Source organism: Pseudomonas citronellolis (assembly GCF_900112375.1).
Classification (GTDB): domain Bacteria; phylum Pseudomonadota; class Gammaproteobacteria; order Pseudomonadales; family Pseudomonadaceae; genus Pseudomonas; species Pseudomonas citronellolis.
Genome location: NZ_FOLS01000005.1, coordinates 83,570 through 102,539, shown reverse-complemented (window position 1 = coordinate 102,539; position 18,970 = coordinate 83,570). Strand labels below are relative to the sequence as shown.

18 protein-coding genes are annotated in these 18,970 nt (G+C 68.6%); 14 read left to right on the top strand and 4 right to left on the bottom strand.

From position 1 onward, the window contains the following. Window positions 1-11 precede the first annotated feature (11 nt). The 13 genes from BM060_RS06680 to yghU all read left to right on the top strand — a co-directional run bounded on the left by BM060_RS06680 (window position 12) and on the right by yghU (window position 12,593). On the top strand, window positions 12-767 hold the full coding sequence (locus tag BM060_RS06680) for an IclR family transcriptional regulator (protein WP_074978481.1): 756 nt from the start codon (window positions 12-14) through the stop codon (window positions 765-767). 390 nt (window positions 768-1,157) lie between these two features. Continuing rightward, complete coding sequence (locus BM060_RS06675; RefSeq protein WP_074978478.1) at window positions 1,158-1,997, top strand: substrate-binding periplasmic protein; 840 nt, start codon at window positions 1,158-1,160, stop codon at window positions 1,995-1,997. A 54-nt stretch (window positions 1,998-2,051) separates the two neighbouring features. Next, window positions 2,052-2,873, top strand: coding sequence for an amino acid ABC transporter ATP-binding protein (locus tag BM060_RS06670; RefSeq protein ID WP_009622576.1), 822 nt, complete (start codon window positions 2,052-2,054; stop codon window positions 2,871-2,873). Window positions 2,874-2,883: 10 nt separating this feature from the next. Then, window positions 2,884-3,555, top strand: a complete 672-nt coding sequence (locus BM060_RS06665; RefSeq protein WP_009622578.1) for an amino acid ABC transporter permease — start codon at window positions 2,884-2,886, stop codon at window positions 3,553-3,555. Window positions 3,556-3,565: 10 nt separating this feature from the next. Continuing rightward, complete coding sequence (locus BM060_RS06660) at window positions 3,566-4,231, top strand: amino acid ABC transporter permease (RefSeq protein WP_043271778.1); 666 nt, start codon at window positions 3,566-3,568, stop codon at window positions 4,229-4,231. Between the two features lie 28 nt (window positions 4,232-4,259). Beyond that, window positions 4,260-5,138, top strand: coding sequence for a 4-hydroxy-tetrahydrodipicolinate synthase (gene dapA / locus BM060_RS06655; protein WP_074978476.1), 879 nt, complete (start codon window positions 4,260-4,262; stop codon window positions 5,136-5,138). Between the two features lie 55 nt (window positions 5,139-5,193). Then, window positions 5,194-6,237: a 4-hydroxyproline epimerase gene (locus BM060_RS06650; protein ID WP_074978474.1), complete on the top strand. Its 1,044-nt coding sequence runs from the start codon at window positions 5,194-5,196 to the stop codon at window positions 6,235-6,237. Beyond that, window positions 6,234-7,514, top strand: coding sequence for an NAD(P)/FAD-dependent oxidoreductase (locus tag BM060_RS06645; RefSeq protein WP_074978471.1), 1,281 nt, complete (start codon window positions 6,234-6,236; stop codon window positions 7,512-7,514). The genes BM060_RS06650 and BM060_RS06645 overlap by 4 nt, the downstream gene beginning before the upstream one ends. Beyond that, window positions 7,511-8,989: an aldehyde dehydrogenase family protein gene (locus BM060_RS06640; protein WP_069864639.1), complete on the top strand. Its 1,479-nt coding sequence runs from the start codon at window positions 7,511-7,513 to the stop codon at window positions 8,987-8,989. The genes BM060_RS06645 and BM060_RS06640 overlap by 4 nt, the downstream gene beginning before the upstream one ends. Before the next feature lie 10 nt (window positions 8,990-8,999). After that, window positions 9,000-10,028 carry a proline racemase family protein gene (locus BM060_RS06635; RefSeq protein WP_074978468.1) on the top strand — a complete coding sequence of 343 codons (1,029 nt, stop codon included), beginning with the start codon at window positions 9,000-9,002 and terminating at the stop codon, window positions 10,026-10,028. A 62-nt stretch (window positions 10,029-10,090) separates the two neighbouring features. Continuing rightward, window positions 10,091-10,798: a GntR family transcriptional regulator gene (locus BM060_RS06630; protein WP_074978464.1), complete on the top strand. Its 708-nt coding sequence runs from the start codon at window positions 10,091-10,093 to the stop codon at window positions 10,796-10,798. Window positions 10,799-10,823: 25 nt separating this feature from the next. After that, entirely contained in the window at window positions 10,824-11,588 is a 765-nt protein-coding gene (locus BM060_RS06625) for an SDR family NAD(P)-dependent oxidoreductase (protein ID WP_074978462.1), read from the top strand. A gap of 162 nt (window positions 11,589-11,750) precedes the next feature. Next, on the top strand, window positions 11,751-12,593 hold the full coding sequence (yghU, locus tag BM060_RS06620; protein WP_009622595.1) for a glutathione-dependent disulfide-bond oxidoreductase: 843 nt from the start codon (window positions 11,751-11,753) through the stop codon (window positions 12,591-12,593). Between the two features lie 13 nt (window positions 12,594-12,606). Here yghU and BM060_RS06615 read toward each other — a convergent pair whose 3' ends face one another. The 3 genes from BM060_RS06615 to ppk2 form a co-directional block, all read right to left on the bottom strand. Further along, window positions 12,607-13,227 carry a DUF502 domain-containing protein gene (locus BM060_RS06615; protein ID WP_074978459.1) on the bottom strand — a complete coding sequence of 207 codons (621 nt, stop codon included), beginning with the start codon at window positions 13,225-13,227 and terminating at the stop codon, window positions 12,607-12,609. Between the two features lie 711 nt (window positions 13,228-13,938). Continuing rightward, window positions 13,939-14,604, bottom strand: coding sequence for a TIGR04211 family SH3 domain-containing protein (locus BM060_RS06610; protein WP_074978456.1), 666 nt, complete (start codon window positions 14,602-14,604; stop codon window positions 13,939-13,941). A 265-nt stretch (window positions 14,605-14,869) separates the two neighbouring features. Beyond that, window positions 14,870-15,694, bottom strand: a complete 825-nt coding sequence (ppk2, locus tag BM060_RS06605; protein WP_074978453.1) for a polyphosphate kinase 2 — start codon at window positions 15,692-15,694, stop codon at window positions 14,870-14,872. A 280-nt stretch (window positions 15,695-15,974) separates the two neighbouring features. Here ppk2 and BM060_RS32880 point away from each other — a divergent pair, with 280 nt between their 5' ends. Further along, window positions 15,975-16,148 (top strand): hypothetical protein, encoded by a 174-nt coding sequence (locus tag BM060_RS32880; protein ID WP_159458824.1) that lies wholly within the window; start codon window positions 15,975-15,977, stop codon window positions 16,146-16,148. Between the two features lie 382 nt (window positions 16,149-16,530). On the opposite strand, the gene BM060_RS06600 is transcribed toward BM060_RS32880, so the two are convergent. Next, window positions 16,531-18,966, bottom strand: coding sequence for an efflux RND transporter permease subunit (locus tag BM060_RS06600; protein WP_074978451.1), 2,436 nt, complete (start codon window positions 18,964-18,966; stop codon window positions 16,531-16,533). Between the last annotated feature and the right edge of the window lie 4 nt (window positions 18,967-18,970).

Sequence of the window (18,970 nt, the reverse complement as noted above, 5' to 3'; positions counted from 1 at the left end):
GTGGAGGCCCCATGAGTGAAAGCGACTACCGCGTGCCGGCCCTGGAACGCGGCCTGAACCTGCTCGGGCTGTTCAACGCCCGCCAACGCAGCCTGGGCATGAACGAGATGGCCGAGCGCCTGGGGGTGAGCCCCTCGGCGCTCTACCGCATCGTCCAGACGCTGCAGGACATGGGCTACCTGAACCGCCTGGAGCGCAACCAGTACGAACTGGGCGCGCGGGTGATCTCCGACGGCTTCGCCTACCTGTGCAGCCGCGACATCGTGGAAATCGCCCTGCCGCACCTCAACGCCCTGCGCGACAGCACCTCGCTGTCGTGCCACCTGAGCATCCGCGAGCAGACCGACAGCCTGTATATCTACCGCGCCTTCGCCCCGCAGCGGCTGACGGTGAACATCCCGGTGGGCACCCGCCTGCCCTGCCACGTCACCGCCCTGGGCCGGGTGCTGCTCACCGCCCTGGACGAGGACGGCCTGGCCCAGCTCTACCAGCAGGTGCGCCTGGACGACTACCCGCCGCCGGCGCCGCGCACCCTGCTGGAACTGCAGCACACCATCGCCGAGGACCGCGAACGCGGCTGGGTGCTGCACCGCTCGGACTACTCCACCGCCATCGCCACCGCCATCCGCGACCGCAGCGGCCAGGTGGTGGCCGCCATCAACCTGTCCGGCCCGGAGGCGGTGCTGGCCACGCCCAGCGCGGAAGGCCGCTACCTGGGCCTGTTGCGGGAGACCGCGGCGGCCATTTCCGCCGAGCTGGTGCTCTAGGCCAGCCGGGGCGGCGGCCCAGCCGCCCCGTGCCGCTCACCTCGCCCCGATAGATTGGTTGAGTACGCTTTTTCTCACCTTCAGGTTTCAAAAACCTCACGCAAGCCCTCCCCCTTCAATCCCTTTCCCCAGCGCCCCAGCCCGCCTCCGGCGCGCGTCGGCGGCCGCTTGGCGGCCTGACGCGACCGACCATTGCACCCTGTGCCCGGCCGACGCAGCCGACCGCCCGGTCATTCGCTGAAGAAAAAGCCCGCGACCTCTGTTGACAGGTTTTGCCCATCGCCCATACGCTGAATACATCGCTGCACACATCAAAGCGCACAACACACCACACAGCGATGAAAGTTGTTTGCCTTCTGCCTACAAAAACAAATTTACGGAGAGGTCAAAATGGCTCGTATGTTCCCCCGCTCCATCCGCAAGGCCCTCGCCTGCGCGGCCGCCGTCGGCGCGCTGCTCACCCAGACCCCGTCCCAGGCCGCCGATACGTCCATGTGGCAGGGCGTGCAGAAGGCCGGCGTATTGCGCTGCGGCGCGGCGGTCGCCGCGCCCTATGTGATGCGTGACGCCAGCAGCGGCCAGTACAGCGGCTACTTCGTCGACCTGTGCCGCGACTTCGGCGAGAAGGTGCTGAAGGTCAAGGTGGAGTTCGTCGACACCAACTGGGACAACCTCGTCGCCGGCCTGCAGAGCGGCAAGTGGGACCTGGCCATGGCCCTCAACCAGACGCCCGAGCGCGCCCTGGCGGTGGCCTTCTCGGCGCCGGCCACCGACTACCAGGTGTCGCTGGTGGTGAACAAGGAGAACCCCAAGTTCAGCGGCGCCGGCAACGCCATCGCCGACTACGACAAGCCCGGCGTGACCTTCGCGGTGATGTCCGGCACCGCCCAGGACAAGGCGATTTCCTCTGTGCTCAGGCAGGGTACCGTCATGCGCCTGCCGGGCATGGACGAAACGCGCCTGGCGCTGATGTCGCGGCGCGCCGACGTGCTGGTCGACGCCAGCGACACCAACCACCTGTTCGCCATGGCCAACGACTGGGCCAGGGAAGTCCTGCCCAAGCCGGCCCTGGCCAAGCAGGGCGTGGCCTTCGGCATGCGCCGCGACATCTCCGCGGCGGACCTGCAGGTGCTGAACATCTACGTGACCCAGCGCCGCGAGACCGGCGAGATCGACCGCCTGGTCGACAAGGCCTCCGCCGAAGTCAACGCCAAGACCGCCGCCAAGTAACTCCCGCCGACACCGGGGGCCGCGCAACGGCGGCCCCCGCGGAGAACACCGCCCATGAATACCCCGCGTTTGGTGGCTGCCCAGCCACAGGCTCCGTTCGCCCCGGATTCCACCGCCGGCGGCGACTTCATCCAGCTCCGAGGCGTGTGCAAGGCCTACGGCGAACAGCTGGTGGTGATGGACAACATGGACCTGGACATGCGCGCCGACGACCGCCTGGTCATCATCGGCCCGTCCGGCAGCGGCAAGAGCTCGCTGCTGCGGGTGCTGATGGGCCTGGAGGGCATCCAGGGCGGCAGCATCGCCTTCCAGGGCCAGCCCTACATCAGCGGCGGCCAGCGCCGCGGCAAGCCGCTGAACGAGGCGCTGCGCACGCAGATCGGCATGGTCTTCCAGCACTACACGCTGTTCCCGCACCTGTCGGTGCTGGGCAACCTGATTCTCGCCCCGTGCAAGGTCCATGGCCTGTCCCGGGCCGCGGCCACGGAGAAGGCCCGCGCCTACCTCGCCCGCCTGGGCCTGGAGAGCAAGCTGCACGCCTACCCCAGCCAGCTCTCCGGCGGCCAGAAGCAGCGCGTGGCCATCGCCCGCGCGCTGATGCTCGAACCCAAGCTGATGCTGTTCGACGAAGTCACCTCGGCGCTGGACCCGGAGATGGTCATCGAGGTGCAGAACGTGATGCTGCAGCTGGCCGAGCAGAAGATGGCGATGATCATCGTCACCCACGACATGCACTTCGCCCGCCACATCGCCACCCGCGTGGTGTTCTGCGCCAACGGCAAGGTGGTCGAGCAGGGCCCGCCAGAGCAGATCTTCAGCCAACCCAGGGAAGCCCGCACCCGCGAGTTCCTGGAAAAGGTCGTGCACCTGGATTGAGGGCGGCGCCATGAATTACCAATTCGACTTCCATTTCTTGAGCGGCAGCCTGCCGGCGCTGCTCGGCGGCCTGAAGGTCACCCTGGAGCTGGCCTTGGTGTCGAACCTGATCGGCCTGGTCTGCGGCTTCGGCCTGTGCCTGATGACCCTCAGCCGCTGGTTCTTCGTCCGCTGGCCGGCGCAGCTGTTCATCGAGTTCTTCCGCTGCACCCCGGCGCTGCTGCAGATCGTCTGGTTCTTCTACTGCGTGCCGATGCTCTTCAACGTGTTCATCGACCCCATCGCCATGGGCTTCCTGGCCCTGGGCCTGAACCTCACCGCGTTCAACGCCGAGGCCTACCGCGCCGGCGTGCAGGCGGTGCCGCGCGAGCACCTGGACGCCTGCGTCGCCCTGGGCCTGAAGCCCTGGCAGCGCACGCTCTACGTGGTGCTGCCGCAGGCCCTGCGCAGCGCGGTGCCGGTGCTGATGACCAACGGCATCGGCAGCCTGCAGCAGAGCGCCCTGGTGGCGATAGTCGCGGTGTCCGACCTGATGTATGTCGGCAAGAGCCTGGCCACCGAGGCCTACCGCCCCCTGGAAACCTACACCCTGATCGCCCTCGTCTACTTCGCCCTGTCGCTGCCCATCGGCCAGTTGGTGCAGTACCTCGAACGGCGCCAGGACCTGGCGACGCAGCGCTGAGGAAACCGCCATGAGCCTCGATTTTTCCGTCGTCTTCTCCTACTGGCAGGTGCTGCTCAAGGGCCTGGCCCTGACCCTCGCCTTCACCCTCGGCTGCGCCCTCATCGGCAGCCTGGCCGGCTTCGTCCTGGCCCTGCTGCGCAACGTGCGCAGCCGCCTGCTGAAGCTGCCGGTGACGCTGTTCGTCGAGTTCTTCCGCGGCACACCGCTGCTGATCCAGCTGTTCTGGGTGTTCTTCTGCTTCCCGGTGGTGTTCGGCCTGGACATCCCGCCCTACGTCTCGGTGGTGATCTCGCTGACGCTGTACATGGCGGCCATCACCAGCGAGACCTTCCGCGGCGCGCTCAAGTCCATCGCCGGCGAGCAGCACGACGCCTGCACCGCTCTGGGCCTGACGCCGCGGGTGAAGGTGCTCTACGTGGTGTTCCCGCAGGCGCTGCTGCGCGCGGTGCCGCCGCTGCTGTCGAACGTCGTCAGCCTGTTCAAGGAGAGCGCGCTGATCTCCTCCGTCGGCGTCGCCGACCTGATGTTCGTCGGCCAGAACATCTCCAACAGCACCGCGCGGCCGGTCGAGTTCCTCTCCGCCGTCGCGGTCATCTACTTCCTCGTGGCTTTCCCGCTGACCCGCCTGGTCGGCGTGATCGAAGCCCGGATGCTCAGGCGCTACGCCTACTAACCCCCCACCACCGATGCGGAGATCCACCATGCAACTCACTGGCATCCTGCCCGCCCTCGTCACGCCCTTCGACAAGTCCGGCGCGGTCGACCACGACACCCTGGCCTCGATCCTCGAATACCAGCTCAAGGCCGGTGTCAGCGGCTTCGTCCCGCTGGGCTCGACCGGCGAGTACTACGCGCTCACCAACGAGGAGCGCCGCCAGGTCCTGGCCACGGTCAAGGAAGTGGTCGGCGAGCGCGGCACCCTGATCGCCGGCGCCAACGGCTCCTGCACCCGCGAGGTGCTGGAGCAGGTCAAGCAGACCGTGGAAGCCGGCTACACCAACCTGCTGATCGCCCCGCCCTACTACGCGCTGCCGTCCCAGGAAGAACTGCTAGCGCACTACCGGACCATCCTGGAGACCTTCCCGGAAATCAACCTGGTGCTCTACAACTACCCGGTGCGCACCAACGTCGAGGTCGGCATGGGCGTGGTCCAGGCGCTGGCCGAGCACCCGCGCGTCATCGCCATCAAGGAAAGCAGCGGCAACCTGCTGCGCGCCATCGAGATCGGCACCACCTACAAGGACAAGGTGCAGCTGTCCTGCGGCTCCGACGACCAGGCCCTGGACTTCTTCCTCTGGGGCGCCAGCAGCTGGATCTGCGGCCCGGCCAACTGCTTCCCCGACCAGGTGACCGACTTCTACCGCAAGTTCGCCTCCGGCGACCTGGCCGGCGCCCAGGACGTGATGCGCGGCCTGTTCCCGGTGATGGCCAGCCTGGAAAGCGGCAAGTTCGTGCAGAAGGTGAAGTACGGCTGCGAGCTGGCCGGCTTCAGCGCCGGCAACGCGCGCGCCCCGCTGCTGCCGCTGACCGACGAAGAAAAGGCCGAATTCCGCAAGGTATTCGAGGCTTCCCAGCGCTGAGCGCATGGACGCCGCTGCCCGCCCCGGCAGCGGCGTCCCCTGGAGGACGCACCCCATGAGCCGACAGAGTTTCACCTGCATCGAAGGCCATACCGAAGGCATGCCCGTGCGCATGGTCATCGACGGCGCCCCCGAGCTGCACGGCGCCAGCATGAGCGAAAGGCGCCAGCACTTCCTGGCCGAGCACGACTGGATCCGCCGGGCGCTGATGCTCGAACCGCGCGGCCACGCGCACATGTCGGGCACCCTGCTCTACCCGCCCGTGAGCGAGGACGCCGACCTCGCGCTGCTGTTCATCGAGACCTCCGGCTGCCTGCCCATGTGCGGCCACGCCACCCTCGGCTCGATCACCTTCGCCCTTGAATCCGGCCTGCTCCGGCCGAAGAAGCCGGGCACGGTGATCGTCGACGTCCCCGCCGGGCGCGTCAGCGCGCAATACCGCATGCAGGACGGCAAGGTCGGCGGCGTGCGCTTCACCAACGTGCCGAGCTTCCTCCTGCACCACGACCTGAGCATCCGGCTGCCGGCCCTCGGCGAGCTGCGCCTGGACATCGCCTACGGCGGCAACTTCTACCCGATCATCGAGCCGCAGCCGAACTACCCCGGCTGCGAGCACTTCACCCCGCAGCAATTGCTGGCCTGGGGGCGCGAAGTGCAGGCGCTGGTGAACCGCGAGTTCGCCGTGGCGCACCCCGAGGACGCCAGCATCCGCGGCGTGAAGCACTGCATGTGGGCCGGCCGCCCCTTGGCAGCCGACGCCGATGGGCGCAGCGTAGTGATTGCCGGCGACAGCCTGATCGACCGCTCGCCCTGCGGCACCGGCACCTCGGCCCGGGTGGCCCAGCGCCATGCCCGCGGCCTGCTGGCGCGCGACGCCGTGTTCCGCCATGAAAGCCTGATCGGCAGCCGCTTCGACGGCCGCGTCGAGGAAGTCCTGGCCCTGGCCGACGGCACGCCGGCGGTGCGCCCGAGCATCGAGGGCCGGGCCTGCATCACCGGCCGCGCCGAACATTACGTCGACAGGGCCCAGCCCTACTGGCAGGGTTTCAGCCTGGAAGACTTCACCGACCACCGCAGCCCGGAAGAGACCGTGAAATGAACGATCCGCAAGCCGCTTCGCAAAACGCCATCGTCGTCGGTGGCGGCATCGTCGGTGTCTGCTGCGCCCTGTACCTGCAGCGCGAAGGCTACCGCGTGACCCTGGTGGACCCGGCCGCGCCGGGCGACAGCACGGCGAAATGGAGCTGCGGGCAGATGGCGGTGAGCGAGGTCATCCCGCTGTCCAAGCCGGGCATCCTGATGAAGGTGCCCGGCTGGCTGCTCGACCAGCGGGGCCCGCTGGCCCTGCGCCCCAGCGCGCTGCCGGGCATCCTGCCGTGGTTCCTGCGCTTCGTCGCCTGCGCGCGGCATTCGAAGATCGCCGAGATCGCCCGCGACATGGCGCGCCTCACCCACCACGTCTACGAGGACTACGCGCCGCTGCTCGACGCCTGCGCGGACAAGAGCCTGCTCGGCCAGCGGCCGATCATCGAGGTGTTCGACTCGCCCGCCGCCCTGGTCCACGAGCGCCCGCACCTGGAGCTGCGCAAGTCGCTGGGCTTCCAGTCCGAGGAACTCGACGGCGCCGCCATCGGCGACCTCGAACCGGCCCTGGCCGGCAAGTTCCAGCACGGCCTGCTGTTCCCCGACTGGCGCGCGGTGAACGACACCGAAGGCTTCATCGCCGCGCTGACCGCAAGCTTCGTCGCCCAGGGCGGCATCCGCGTGCGCGAGCGGGTGAAGCACATCGACGAAAGCGCCGAGCGCGCCGCCGGCGTCACCCTGGCCGACGGCAGCCGCTACCCCGCCCAACTGGTGGTGGTGGCCGCCGGCACCGGCTCGCGGCAGTTCTTCGAGCAACTCGGGGTGAGCATCCCGCTGGCCGGCATCGCCGGCTACCAGGCGGTGCTGCCCACCCCGGGCGTGGACATCCGCCATTCGGTGATCTACGCCGACGGCGGCTTCTGCTTCGCCCCCATGACCCGCGGCCTGCAGATCGGCGGCACCATCGAGTTCGCCGGCCCCAACGCCGAGCCCAACTTCCGGCGCGCCGAGATCATCCTGGAAAAGGCCCGCCGCGTGCTGCCGCAGCTCGACACCGCCAAGGTCGAGTTCGGCGTCGGCTACCGCCCCTTCCTGCCCGACACCAAGCCGGTGATCGACCGCTCGCCGCGCCTGGGCAACGTGCTCATGGCCTTCGGCCACGGCCAGCTCGGCCTCACCCTGGGCGCCACCACCGGCCGCCTGGTCGCCGACCTCGCCGCCGGCCGCCGCCCGGCCCAGGACCTCAGCCCCTTCAGCGCTCGCCGCTTCGCCTTCATCGGAGGAACCGCATGAACTACCAGCAGCTCTACATCGACGGCCAATGGCTCGCCCCCGCCAAGGGCGGCAGCTTCGAAACCTTCGACCCCAGCGACGAAACCCTCCTCGCCCGGGTGGCCGCCGCCACCGCCGAGGACGTGGACGCCGCGGTGCGCGCCGCCCGCCGCGCCTTCGACGAAGGCCCCTGGCCGCGCATGAGCGGGGCCGGGCGCGCCGCCGTGCTGCGGCGCATCGCCGAAGGCATCCGCGGCCGCCAGCAGGAACTGGCCGAACTGGAAGTGCGCGACAACGGCAAGCCGCTGCCCGAGGCGCTGTGGGACATCGGCGACACCGCCGGCTGCTTCGACTTCTACGCCGGGCTGGCGGAAAAGCTCGACGCCAGCCAGGAGCAGGAAATCGCCCTGGCCGACGAGCGCTTCAGCTCGGTGGCGCGCAAGGAGCCGGTGGGCGTGGCCGGCGCCATCATCCCCTGGAACTTCCCCATGCTGATGGCCGCCTGGAAGGTCGCCCCGGCCCTGGCCGCCGGCTGCGCCATGGTGCTCAAGCCCTCGGAACTGACGCCTCTGACCGCCCTGCACCTGGCCCAGATCGCCCATGAAGCCGGCCTGCCGGCGGGCGTGCTCAACGTGGTGACCGGCCTGGGCGCCGACGCCGGCGCGCCGCTGGCCGAGCACCCGGGCGTGGACAAGCTGGCCTTCACCGGCAGCGTGCCCACCGGCAGCCGGATCATGCAGGCCGCCGCCCGCGATATCAAAAACATCAGCCTGGAGCTGGGCGGCAAGTCGCCCTTCGTGATCTTCGCCGACAGCGACATCGAGGCCGCCGTGGAGTGGATCCTCTTCGGCATCTTCTGGAACCAGGGCGAAGTCTGCTCGGCCACCTCCCGCGTGCTGGTGCAGCGGGCGCTGTACGAACCGCTGCTGGCGCGCCTGGCCGAAGAGGCGCGGAAGATCACCATCGGCAACGGCCTGCGCGAAGGCGTGCTGCTCGGCCCGCTGGTCAACAAGGCGCAGTACGACAAGGTGCTGCAGGCCATCGCCCGCGGCCAGGAAGAAGGCGCGCGGCTGGTCTGCGGCGGCGAACGCCCGGCCGGCCTGGACAAGGGTTATTACGTGCAGCCGACGGTGTTCGCCGACGTGCCCGAAGACGCCTGGATCTGGAACGAGGAAATCTTCGGCCCGGTGGTCTGCGTGCGCCCGTTCGACAGCGAGGACGAAGCCGTGCGCTCGGCCAACGCCTCGCGCTTCGGCCTGGGCGCCGCGGTGATGTCCCGCGACCTGCCGCGCTGCGAGCGCGTCGCCCGGCGGTTCCGTGCCGGCATCGTGTGGATCAACTGCTCGCAACCGACCTTCAGCGAGGCGCCCTGGGGCGGCTACAAGCACAGCGGCATCGGCCGCGAGCTGGGCGAATGGGGCCTGAACAACTACCTGGAAACCAAGCAGATCACCCGCTACGACAGCGAGCAGCCCTGGGGCTGGTACATCAAGTGAGGTGCGACTGATGCGCTGGAAGAAGACGCTGCAACTGGCCGACGTGCACTGCGAAGGCGAGATCGGCAAGGTCATCACCGGCGGGGTGCTGGGCATCCCCGGCGAGACCCTGCTGGACAAGATGAACTACATCAACGAGGTCGACGACAGCCTGCGCCGCCTGGTGGTCATGGAACCGCGCGGCTGCCTGCAGATGTCGGTGAACCTGCTGTTGCCGCCGACGCGCCCGGAAGCCGACGCCGGCTTCATCGTGCTGCAGGCGGACAAGGCCCACCCGATGTCCGGCAGCAACTGCATCTGCGTGGTCACCGCGCTGCTGGAGCTGGGCATGCTGCCGATGCAGGAACCGGAAACCACCGTGGTGCTGGACACCCCCGCCGGCCTGGTCACCGCCCGCGCGCGCTGCGCCGACGGGCGCTGCCTGGGGGTGTCGCTGGACATGGTGCCGGCCTTCGTCGAGCAACTGGACGCGCCGATCGACGGTGGCGAGTTCGGCCCGCTGAAGGCCGACATCGCCTTCGGCGGCGTGTACTACGCGCTGATCGACGTCGAGCAGGTCGGCCTCGCCATCGCCCCGGAGAACGCCCGCGAGCTGGCCGATGCCGGCGTGAAGCTGCGCGGCCTGATCAACCAGCAGGTGCGCGTGCGGCACCCGCTGTACCCGCAGATCGACGAGGTGGCCTACGTGATGTTCCGCAACCGCCTGGACGCGCGCACCTACCAGACCTGCACCACCCTGCCGCCAGGGCGCGTCGACCGTTCGCCCTGCGGCACCGGCAGCTCGGCCAACCTCGCCACGCTGAGCGCGCGCGGCCTGGTGCGGCCCGGCGAGCGCCTGGTGTCGCGCTCCACCATCGGCGGCGAGTTCCAGGTGGAGCTGCTCGGCGCCACGGAAGTGGCCGGCAAACCGGCGGTGCTGCCACGGGTGGAAGGCCGCGCCTGGCTGTACGGCATCCAGCAGATCGGCGTCGACCCGGACGACCCGCTGGCCGCGGGCTTCATGCTCAGCGACACCTGGGGCCCGGCGTTTCCGCGCTGAACGCGGCCACGCTAAGATGGCGGGCTGGTCTGTATGACACAGCCCGCGCACACCGAGACCTGATGATGGCCAAAGAAGAAGAAGTGGAAAGCCCCGGGCGCCGCCATGGCGGACGCTATATCTACGAGGAGCTGCGCAAGCAGATCCTCACCCTCAAGCTCAAGCCCGGCGTGCAGTTGGACGAGGTCTCCCTGGCGGCGCAGTTCGGCCTGTCGCGCTCGCCGGTGCGCGATGCCCTGGCCCGGCTGACCACCGAAGGCCTGGTCACCATCCTGCCCAACCGCACCACCCTGGTCACGCCCTTCGAGATCGAGGAGTTCCCCAACTACGTGGCCGCGCTGGACCTCATCCAGCGGGCGGTCACGCGCCTGGCCGCGCTCCAGCGCAGCGACGAGGACCTGCAGGCGATCCGCAAGGCCGACGCGGCCTACATGGCGGCCGTGGAGTCCGGCGACTTCCAGGCGATGTCCGAGCTGAACAAGGCCTTCCACATGGCCATCGCCGAGGCCGGGCGCAACCCCTACTTCGTCAGCTACTACGAACGCCTGCTGGGCGAAGGCCAGCGCCTGCTGCACCTGCACTTCGACTACATCGTCAGCTCGGCCGGCACCGCCCGCCTGGGCCGCGACCACGAGGAAATCATCGAAGCCATCGCCGCCCGCGACGCGGAAGCCGCCGAAAAGGCCGCCCACGAGCACACCATGCTGTTCCAGCGCCGCTTCCTGGAATACATGCAGCAGAACCTGACGGCGAAAATGAGCCTGGCCTGAACTTCAACCGACACAGGAGCAAGGGATGTCTTCCGCGAAACCGCTGTGCGGGCAAAACATTCTGGTCACCGGCGGCTCCGGCCAGATCGGCGCGGCCATCGTCCGCCGCCTGGCGCAGGAAGGCGCCCGGCCGATCATCCATTTCGGCCGCGACCGGGCCGGCGCCGAGGCGCTGCTCGCCGCTGTCGGCGGCGAGGGCTGGCTGGTCCAGGCCGACCTGTCGGACGCGCAGGGGCCCTTCCAGCTGTGGCGCGAGGCCCAGGCCCTGGCCGGGCGGGTGCACGGCCTGGTCAACAACGCCGGCATCCGCACGGAAATCTCCATCGATGCCGACGAGACGGCCTGGACGGCGGCCTGGCAACGGGAGTTCCAGGTCAACCTCTTCTCCGCCGCCACGCTGTGCAAGGAAGCCCTGCGCCATTTCCGCGCCCTCGGCGGCGGGCGCATCGTCAACCTCGCCAGCCGCGCCGGGCAACGCGGCTATGCCGCCGACGCCCTGCCCTACGGCGCGACCAAGGCGGCGCTGATCAACCTCACCAAATCCATCGCCCGCAGCTTCGGCCAGGACGGCGTGGCGGCGGTGGCCATCGCCCCCGGCTGGGTGCGCACCGACATGGCCGAAGACTTCATCGCCAGGCACGGCAAGGCCGCGGCGGTCGCCGAGATCCCCATCGGCGAAATGGCCGAGCCGGACGAAGTGGCCGAACTGGTGGCCTTCGCCCTGCGGCCCTCGCTGCCGTCCCTGAGCGGCGCGACGCTGGACCTGAACGGCGGCAGTTACATTCGCTAGCGGCTGGCCCTGGTCGCCGACCAGGTTGCCGGAGGCCGCCCCGCCCGTTACAACGAGAGACTGGACATCAGGCGGCTGACAGGGTTTTCTGAAGGGCTTTAGCGGCCACGACAGAACCGAGCGCGTGGCGACCGACAAACTCCGTCCAAGGCGAGGATCGACATGCCGAACGAAACCTACACCCCACCGCGCGTCTGGACCTGGGACAAGGACAATGGCGGCGCCTTCGCCGGCATCAACCGTCCGGTCGCCGGGGCCACCCACGACAAGCCCCTGCCGCGCGGCAAGCATCCGCTGCAGCTGTATTCGCTGGCCACGCCCAATGGCGTCAAGGTGACCATCCTGCTCGAAGAGCTGCTGGAACTGGGCCTGGAGGGCGCGCAATACGATGCCTGGCCCATCAGCATCAGCCAGGGCGAGCAGTTCGGCAGCGGCTTCGTCGAGGTCAACCCGAACTCCAAGATCCCCGCCCTGCTGGATACCGGTCTGGAGCCCGCGCTGCGCGTCTTCGAGTCCGGCTCGATCCTGCTCTACCTGGCCGAGAAGTTCGGGCGTTTCATCCCCGGCGACATCGCCGGGCGCACCGAAACCCTGAACTGGCTGTTCTGGCAGGTCGGCAGCGCCCCCTTCCTGGGTGGCGGCTTCGGCCACTTCTACGCCTACGCGCCGGAAAAGTTCGAGTACCCCATCAACCGTTACGCCATGGAGGTCAAGCGCCAGCTGGACGTGCTCGACCGGCAACTGGCGAGCAACCGCTACGTCGCCGGCAGCGAATACAGCATCGCCGACATGGCGATCTGGCCCTGGTACGGCGCGCTGATGAACAACCAGGTCTATGCCGCCGCCGAGTTCCTCGACGTCGAGACCTACACCCACGTGCGCCGCTGGACGGACGAAATCGGCAAGCGCCCCGCCGTGCAGCGTGGGGTCAAGGTCAACCGGACCTGGGGCGAGGCCCACGAGCAAGTGCCCGAACGCCACGGGCCCGACGACTTCCGGCGCTGAGACGGGCGGCCGGTCAGGCGGAACCGCCGCCGGGCGGCGGCTCCCGGCCACGGGCCGCCTCCATGGCCTGCACCAGGCCGCGGGCGCCGGAGCCCCATTTGGTGATGACCTTCACCGCCTCGGTGAAGGGCACGTCGACCGGGTGCACGCGATGCGCATCCAGCACGTACACGGCGCCGGCGAAGGGCGTCGGCACCGAGGGCACGAACACGGTGTAGCGGCCGTCCTCGAAGGCCTCGATGATGAAGCCGGGTACCAGGGCCTCTTCGATTTCCACCAGGGCCGGCTTCCAGATGCCGTCGTTCTTCTCGCCGGCCACCTGCAGGGTCAGGCTGCGCAGCAGTTCGTAGCCCGGAATCCTTTCGAACACCGAGCGCTCCAGCCGGCCACGGGCCAGCCTTCCCAGGCGGGTGCGCACGGCGAGGCCAATGGCGAAGCAGATCACCAGCACGAGCAGCGCGGACAATATCTGCTGGGCCGGCAGGCTCTCCGGCAGCAGCTGGGTGAAGGGCCGGACCAGTTGGCCGGCCGAGGCGATGCCCTTGAGCAGGAGCAGCAGGGCCAGGTAGATCGGCAGGATGACCAGCAGGCCTGCCAGCACGCACCTGCCGATGAAAGCGACGGCGTTTTTCACGGAAGCACCTCCTCGGGTTGCTGGCCGCGGCCCGTGGAAAACACCTGCGCAGGGTCGGCCACGCGTGCCGGCGGGAGGCCGGCAGGGCTTGGAGATAGCCTAGACGACGGTGGGTCGTTTCACTTTACTGGGCCTGGTCCAATGACTCAGGGTTCACCCTCTCTCCAAGCTCCGTCCTCTACGACGGTCTTAATCTCGTCATTCTCGCGAACGCGGAAAACCAGTTGCCTTGGCTTGGTGGAAGGCCACCCCCGCAAAAAGGAACCAAAAAGGCTTGCCCCGAATACGGGCCCGACAGAGTCGGGCTACCCTCGCGAATTCCCCCGCTACGGAGGCCCGAACTAGGCGTCCCCCACGAGCGTACGTCCCTGTAGCCCGCAGGACTGCGGATGTTTCTCTGGAAATCCGTACGGCGTTATCCGCCGAATCGCGGACGGAGTCCGCTCCTACGGTTACAGGGGAGCGTGGGCGTAGGAGCGGACTTTGTCCGCGATTGGATTCACCGGCCACGCCGGACACCCCGGTGGCACGGCCAACGGCGTATAACCGCGAACGGTTATACGCCCTACGCGCTCAGGATGATTCCGAACTCGCCGCCCACGCCGAACGCCCCCCCTCTCCCTCCGGGAGAGGGCTGGGGTGAGGGTGCGGAGTCTGGACTGGGCGCCTTCGCTGAACCAAGGCACCACTAATCCCACCGCGACAAGCACCTCAGATCCACTGATCGTTGCGCTTGCGCCGCACCCGCAGCAGGGTCGGCAGGATCAGCCCGACCAGCAGCCCGGCGCCGGCGATGCTGCCGCCGTAGGCCATGTAGCGCATCAGCACCTGCTTGTTCTCGTCGCCCAGTTGCGCCTGCGCCGCGCGCAGGTCGGAACGGGCCTTGGTGAGTTCGTCGTCGAGGCCGGCGCGGGCCGCCTGCAGTTCGTCGATCAGTTTCTTGCGCGAGTCCAGGGTTTCCTGCATGCCCTGCACGCGGGTCTTCCAGCTGTCGTTGATGCCCGCCAGTTCAGCGCTCAGCTCGCTCACCTTCTGCTCCAGCTGCGGCAGGCGCTCGGCCTGGCCGGGCTTGTCCTGCAGGTCGCGGCTGGGGATCCACACGCTGCTGCCGCTTTCGCCGCGCACTTGGCTGTAGTCGCCCTGGGTGTTCAGCAGCTCGACCTTCTGCCCCGAGGTCAGGGTGCCGACGATGCGGTAGCCGTCGGTGGGGCCGCTGCGCACGTAGGTCGTCAGGCTGTCGCTCACCCAGCGCGCATTGCCGGCGCCCTCCTCGGCCTGCGCCGCGGCGCCGGCCGCCAGCAGGCCACCCAGCAGGCAGGCCCCCAGGGCGCGGGTGGGAAGGGATACGGAGGCGGGGAAATGACGGGATAGGGACATGGGCAATCTTCACATGGCGATAAACGAACCCCGGCGAGCGGGCGCGGTAAAAAGCCGGCCAGGCAGATGCTCCGGGGCGGCTACGATCTTGCTATCGGCGCGGCGCAATCACCCGGCTGGCGCGGGCCCGGGCCCGCCGCCCGGGGGGCCGACAGCAGACAGACAGCGCAACGGCGCAATGAGTTCACCGGGCGCCGTGATGGGGGGATGGGTGGTAGATCGCGCCGCCTGCTCGCGCTCCGGTGCGCCGCAGGCGGGTCGGGGCTCAGAAACGTTCTCCTACCATTCGGAACGGATAGGCAGCGGCCTTGTACTTGCCGATCCGCCCGCGCTTGGGCAGCTCGACGACCTCCTTGCGGGTGATGTCCTTGTAGGGGATCTGCTCCAGCAGGTGGCTGATGATGTTCAGCCGCGCGCGCCGCTTGTCCTCGGAGCGCGCCATGAACCAGGGGGCCCAGGAGGAGTCCGAGGCGGCGAACATTTCGTCGCGGGCGCGGGTGTAGTCGTCCCAGCGGCTGTAGGACTTCAGGTCCATGGGCGAGAGCTTCCACAGCTTGCGGCCGTCGTTGATGCGGTCCTGCAGGCGGCGCGTCTGCTCCTCGGCGCTGACTTCCAGCCAGTACTTGAGCAGGATGATCCCGGACTCGACCATCATCTTCTCGAACAGCGGCGTCACGGCGAGGAACTTGCGCGCCTGGTCCTCGGTGCAGAAGCCCATGACCCGCTCGACGCCGGCGCGGTTGTACCAGCTGCGGTCGAAGATCACCACTTCGCCGGCCGAGGGCAGGTGCGTGAGGTAGCGCTGGGCGTAGATCTGCGTCTTCTCCCGCTCGGTGGGTGCCGGCAGCGCCACCACGCGGAACACCCGCGGGCTGACGCGCTCGGTGATGGCCTTGATGGTGCCGCCCTTGCCGGCGCCGTCGCGGCCCTCGAAGACCACGCAGACCTTCAGGCCCTTGGCCACCACCCATTCCTGGAGTTTCACCAGTTCGACGTGCAGTTTCCTCAGTTCGGCTTCGTAGGTCTTGCGGTCGAGCCGCTGCGTGGTGTCGTCCTTCGCCTGTTTCCTGTCTTTCCTGGATTTGGCCATGAGGCCCTCCCTGCGCTGCCCTGGCGCCGTGCGGACGGCGCCTTTCCCGTGCGTGGAACGTCCTGGCTGAGTATGGTCGATCCCTGGCGGTTTGCCGGCGGGCCCCGGCCGTTGCGCGGGGGCTTGCCAGGGCGTCTGGAACGGGCCTTCTGGCGGAACGCCGGGCGCGCCCTTGCCTCTGTAGTTCGTCGCATCGCCCGCCTCCGCTCGTCGCCCGCCCTCGCGGCCACCGGGATTCCCGTGTTTGCTGAATGAACCACCCCGCGAAGGAGGAGCCGCCATGGGACGCACCATCATTGCCCTGCTCACCACCCTGCTCGCCCTGGCCGGCGCCGGTTGCAGCAGCCAGAGCTGCGATCCCGGGCAGCCGCGCAGCAGCATCGATCGCGACACCCGGCAACAGATTCCCCGCCAGCAGATCGATCCGCGGGTGCAGTCCCTGCCTCGTTACTGAGGTTGGGGTGGTGGCGGAAGAGCACCCTCACCCCAGCCCTCACCCAGAGGGAGAGGGGGCTGTCCTGAGCGACATCGAAGTCGGGCACCATCCTCACACCCCGTCACCAGCCCGTAGGATGGTGTTGAGCGAAGCGATACCCATCGCCAGGGTCCGATTGGTTTCGCAAGCTCAACCCATCCTACGAAAAGCGCCTCGGCAGCGGCCGGCAAGACAGTAGGAGCGCGTCCTGCGCGCGATTCGCGGGCAGGGCCCGCTCCTACACTTCCGGCATGCACAACGCCCGTAGGATGGGTTTCGCAAGCTCAACCCATCCTGCGAAAAGCGCTTCGACGCAGCCGGAGTCATCCTGGTACGCCTGGACTCGGGAACTTCGCCCACCTCACAACCGCCGCCCGTTCAGCAGGAAGTGCGACAGCGCCGGGATCAGCAGCAGCGCGCCGAGCATGTTCCAGAGGAACATGAAGGTCAGCAGGATGCCCATGTCGGCCTGGAACTTGATCGGCGACCAGGCCCAGGTCACCACGCCGGCGGCCAGGGTCACGCCCACCAGCGCCACCACCTTGCCGGTGAAGATCACCGCCTGGCGGTAGGCCAGCGCCAGGGAGAAACCGGCGCGCTGCAGTTGCAGCTGCACGCTGAGCAGGTACAGCGCGTAGTCCACGCCTATGCCCACGCCCAGGGCGATCACCGGCAGCGTCGCCACCTTCACGCCGATGCCGAGGAACACCATCAGCGCCTCGCAGAGCATGGAGGTCAGCACCAGCGGCAGCATGGCCACCAGGGTCGCGCGCCAGCTGCGGAAGGTGATCAGGCAGAACAGGCTGACCGCCGCGTAGATGTACAGCAGCATGCTGTGGTTGGCCTGGCGCACCACGCTGTTGGTCGCCGCCTCGATGCCGGCGCTGCCGGCGGCGAGGAGGAACTGGCGCTCCGGCGTGCCGTTGGCCTTGGCGAAGTCTTCGGCTATCGCCGTCACCTCTTCCAGGGTCTTCGCCTTGTGGTCCCTCAGGAAGGCGATCACCGGCATCACCGAGCACTCGGTGTTGAACAGCTCCGGGGTGTTCACCGAGGCCTGCTGGGCCGCGTAGTTGAGCACGTCCTGGTTGCGCTGCAGGCTGGCGAACTTGGGGTTGCCCTCGTAGGTGCCGGCGGTGATCTGCCGCACCGCGTCGGCCAGCGACACCGTCGCCTGCACCCCGGGGTGCTGCTGCAAGGCCCAGCCCAGGCGGTCGGCGAGGATCAGCGTGCGGTAGTTCAGGCAGCCCTCGGCGGGGGTCTTCACCATCACCGCGAACAGGTCGCTGGACAGCGCGTAGTGGCTGGTGATGTAGGCGTTGTCGCGGTTGTAGCGCGAGTCGGCGCGCAGCTCGGGCGCGCCGGCGTCGAGGTCGCCGATCTGCAGGTGCTGGCTGACCGCGAAGCTGCCGGCGCCGATCAGCGCGGCGCAGGCCAGGGCGATGCTGGCCCAGCGCCGTTCGGTGAAATGGTCGAGCAGGCTCCACAGCCGGCCCAGGCCCTGCTCGCGGGCCTCCTGCCGTTCCTCGCGCAGGGCGCGGGCGGCGGCGCGCGGGCTGACGCCGATGAACGACAGCGCCACCGGCATCATCAGCAGCGAGGTGAAGACCAGCACCGCCACGCCGATGCTCGCGGTGATCGCCAGCGCCTTGATCACCGGGATGTCGATCAGCATGAGCACGCCGAAGCCCACGGCGTCGCACAGCAGCGCGCTGACGCCGGCGAGGAACAGGCGGCGGAAGGTGTTGCGCGCCGCCACCAGGCGGTGGGTGCCGCGGCCGATGTCCTGCATGATGCCGTTCATCTTCTGCGTGGCGTGGGACACGCCGATGGCGAAGATCAGGAACGGCACCAGGATCGAGTACGGGTCCAGGGCGTAGCCCAGCCAGGCGATCAGCCCCAGTTGCCAGACCACCGCCAGCAGCGAGCAGAAGATCACCAACAGGCTGCTGCGCAGGCAGCGGGTGTAGAGCAGGATGATGGCGAAGGCCGAAGCCACCGCCAGGGCGAAGAACAGCATCACTCGCAGCAGCCCGTCGATCAGGTCGCCCACCAGCTTGGCGAAGCCGATCACGTGGATGCGCACGGCGCCCTTGCCCGGCTCGCCGGCGTCGAAGGCGCGCTGGTCGCCCTGGTACTCGTACTTCAGGCGCAGCGCCTCCAGCTCGTGGGAGAACTGCCGGTAGTCGATGCCCTTGCCGGTGGCCGAGTCGTGCTCCAGCAGCGGCACCACCAGCATGCTCGAACGGAAGTCGTTGGCCACCAGGCTGCCGACGATGCCGGCGCGGGCGATGTTCTGGCGCAGCCCGGCGATGCCCGCCGCGTCGCCGGCATAGCCGTCGGGCATGACCGGGCCGCCCTGGAAGCCCTCCTCGGTGACTTCGGTCCAGCGCACCGCCGGCGACCACAGCGACTTCATCCAGGCGCGGTCGACGCCGGGGCTGAGGAACAGTTGGTCGTTGATCTGCCTGAGCGTCTCCAGGTAGGCGGGCTCGAAGATGTCGCCGCGGGCGCTTTCCACCACCACCCGCACGGCGTTGCCCAGCCCGCGCAGCGCGCCGCGGTTGTCCAGGTAGTTGCGGATGTACGGATGGCTCTGCGGGATCATCTTCTCGAAGCTGGGTTTGATCTCCAGGCGCGTCACCGCCATCCAGCCGAGCAGCAGCGTGACCAGGGCGATCAGGCTGACGAAGAGGATCCGGTGGTTGAACACCAGGCGCTCCAGCAGGCTGCCGCTGTGCGCGTCGAAATCCCGCAGGTCGTGGATGACGGGCAGTTGCCCTTGCTTGAGGTCGACCATGATG

Coding starts and splice junctions, on each gene's coding strand:
- BM060_RS06680 (WP_074978481.1), top strand. CDS start 12: ATGAGTGAAAGCGACTACCGCGTGCCGGCCCTGGAACGCGGCCTGAAC.
- BM060_RS06675 (WP_074978478.1), top strand. CDS start 1,158: ATGGCTCGTATGTTCCCCCGCTCCATCCGCAAGGCCCTCGCCTGCGCG.
- BM060_RS06670 (WP_009622576.1), top strand. CDS start 2,052: ATGAATACCCCGCGTTTGGTGGCTGCCCAGCCACAGGCTCCGTTCGCC.
- BM060_RS06665 (WP_009622578.1), top strand. CDS start 2,884: ATGAATTACCAATTCGACTTCCATTTCTTGAGCGGCAGCCTGCCGGCG.
- BM060_RS06660 (WP_043271778.1), top strand. CDS start 3,566: ATGAGCCTCGATTTTTCCGTCGTCTTCTCCTACTGGCAGGTGCTGCTC.
- dapA (WP_074978476.1), top strand. CDS start 4,260: ATGCAACTCACTGGCATCCTGCCCGCCCTCGTCACGCCCTTCGACAAG.
- BM060_RS06650 (WP_074978474.1), top strand. CDS start 5,194: ATGAGCCGACAGAGTTTCACCTGCATCGAAGGCCATACCGAAGGCATG.
- BM060_RS06645 (WP_074978471.1), top strand. CDS start 6,234: ATGAACGATCCGCAAGCCGCTTCGCAAAACGCCATCGTCGTCGGTGGC.
- BM060_RS06640 (WP_069864639.1), top strand. CDS start 7,511: ATGAACTACCAGCAGCTCTACATCGACGGCCAATGGCTCGCCCCCGCC.
- BM060_RS06635 (WP_074978468.1), top strand. CDS start 9,000: ATGCGCTGGAAGAAGACGCTGCAACTGGCCGACGTGCACTGCGAAGGC.
- BM060_RS06630 (WP_074978464.1), top strand. CDS start 10,091: ATGATGGCCAAAGAAGAAGAAGTGGAAAGCCCCGGGCGCCGCCATGGC.
- BM060_RS06625 (WP_074978462.1), top strand. CDS start 10,824: ATGTCTTCCGCGAAACCGCTGTGCGGGCAAAACATTCTGGTCACCGGC.
- yghU (WP_009622595.1), top strand. CDS start 11,751: ATGCCGAACGAAACCTACACCCCACCGCGCGTCTGGACCTGGGACAAG.
- BM060_RS06610 (WP_074978456.1), bottom strand. CDS start 14,604: ATGTCCCTATCCCGTCATTTCCCCGCCTCCGTATCCCTTCCCACCCGC.
- ppk2 (WP_074978453.1), bottom strand. CDS start 15,694: ATGGCCAAATCCAGGAAAGACAGGAAACAGGCGAAGGACGACACCACG.
- BM060_RS32880 (WP_159458824.1), top strand. CDS start 15,975: ATGGGACGCACCATCATTGCCCTGCTCACCACCCTGCTCGCCCTGGCC.
- BM060_RS06600 (WP_074978451.1), bottom strand. CDS start 18,966: ATGGTCGACCTCAAGCAAGGGCAACTGCCCGTCATCCACGACCTGCGG.